This window comes from Microvirga tunisiensis, from assembly GCF_009296175.1.
GTDB lineage: Bacteria > Pseudomonadota > Alphaproteobacteria > Rhizobiales > Beijerinckiaceae > Microvirga > Microvirga tunisiensis.
Genome location: NZ_VOSK01000860.1, coordinates 1 through 966, shown reverse-complemented (window position 1 = coordinate 966; position 966 = coordinate 1). Strand labels below are relative to the sequence as shown.

1 protein-coding gene is annotated in these 966 nt (G+C 67.2%); it reads right to left on the bottom strand.

Annotated features, from left to right (window positions below; all coding sequences use genetic code 11):
• Positions 1-889 (bottom strand): IS110 family RNA-guided transposase (locus tag FS320_RS44160; RefSeq protein ID WP_152718754.1); only part of this gene is annotated, 889 nt, incomplete at its 3' end.
• Between the last annotated feature and the right edge of the window lie 77 nt (positions 890-966).

Below are 966 nucleotides of genomic sequence, written 5' to 3'. Positions count from 1 at the left end.
CTGGGTGTTGCAGGAGAACTTGTGCGCCGCTGACAAACAGCGTGCGCAAGTAGCGGTTCCCACGCTTGGAGAGACCACCCAGGATGGTGCGATTGCCAGTCGAGATCTGCTTGGGCACCAAACCGAGCCAGGCGGCAAAGTCACGCCCCTTGGCAAAGGCGGCTCCGGTTCCCACCGCCGCCACCATGGCGCTGGCAGTAATCACGCCGACGCCTGGGATGCCCATCAGCCGGCGGCAGCCCCCATCCTGCCGGGCCAGGGCCGTGATGTCCCGGGTCAGCGTCTCGATCCGCTCCTCGAGGTGCCGCCAATCCCCCGCCAGATCCTCGATCAGGTGGATCATGCGCGGCGAGAGCACGTCCGTGCGGTGGGCCAAAAGGGTGGGTAGGGCCTCGCGCAAGCCGGCAGGCCCCTTTCTCACTGGGACGCCGCATTCGAGCAGGAAGCCGCGGATCTGGTTGATGACAGCCGTGCGTTGCCCGATCAGCCGCTGCCGCACCCGGTGGAGAGCTTGCAGATCGAGCTGCTCCGCCGACTTCAGGGGCACCGGGCGCATGGTGGGCCGTTGCGCCGCCTCGGCGATGGCCTCGGCATCGCGGTAATCGTTCTTGTGCCCCTTGAGAAACGGTTTGACATACTGGGCCGGCAGCAGGTGGACGTCATGGCCCAGAGCGGCGAGCTGACGCCCGACGTGATGGGCGCCTGCGCAAGCCTCCATGCCGATCAGGCAGGCCGGCACATTGGCCAGGCAGGGCAGCAGCTGCCCGCGCGAGACCTTCCGGCGCAGCACGATCCTGCCGCGGGCATCCATGCCGATCAGGTGGAAGGTGGTCTTGCCCAGGTCGATGCCGATGGTGGCGATGGCCTCAGTCGCGGTCTGCTGTGTCATGACATGGCTCCTTCGCTGCGGGACAATCCCGTGCCCCCATGCTCCACCCGGGAGCACGGCCGGTCCATGCCATTAGG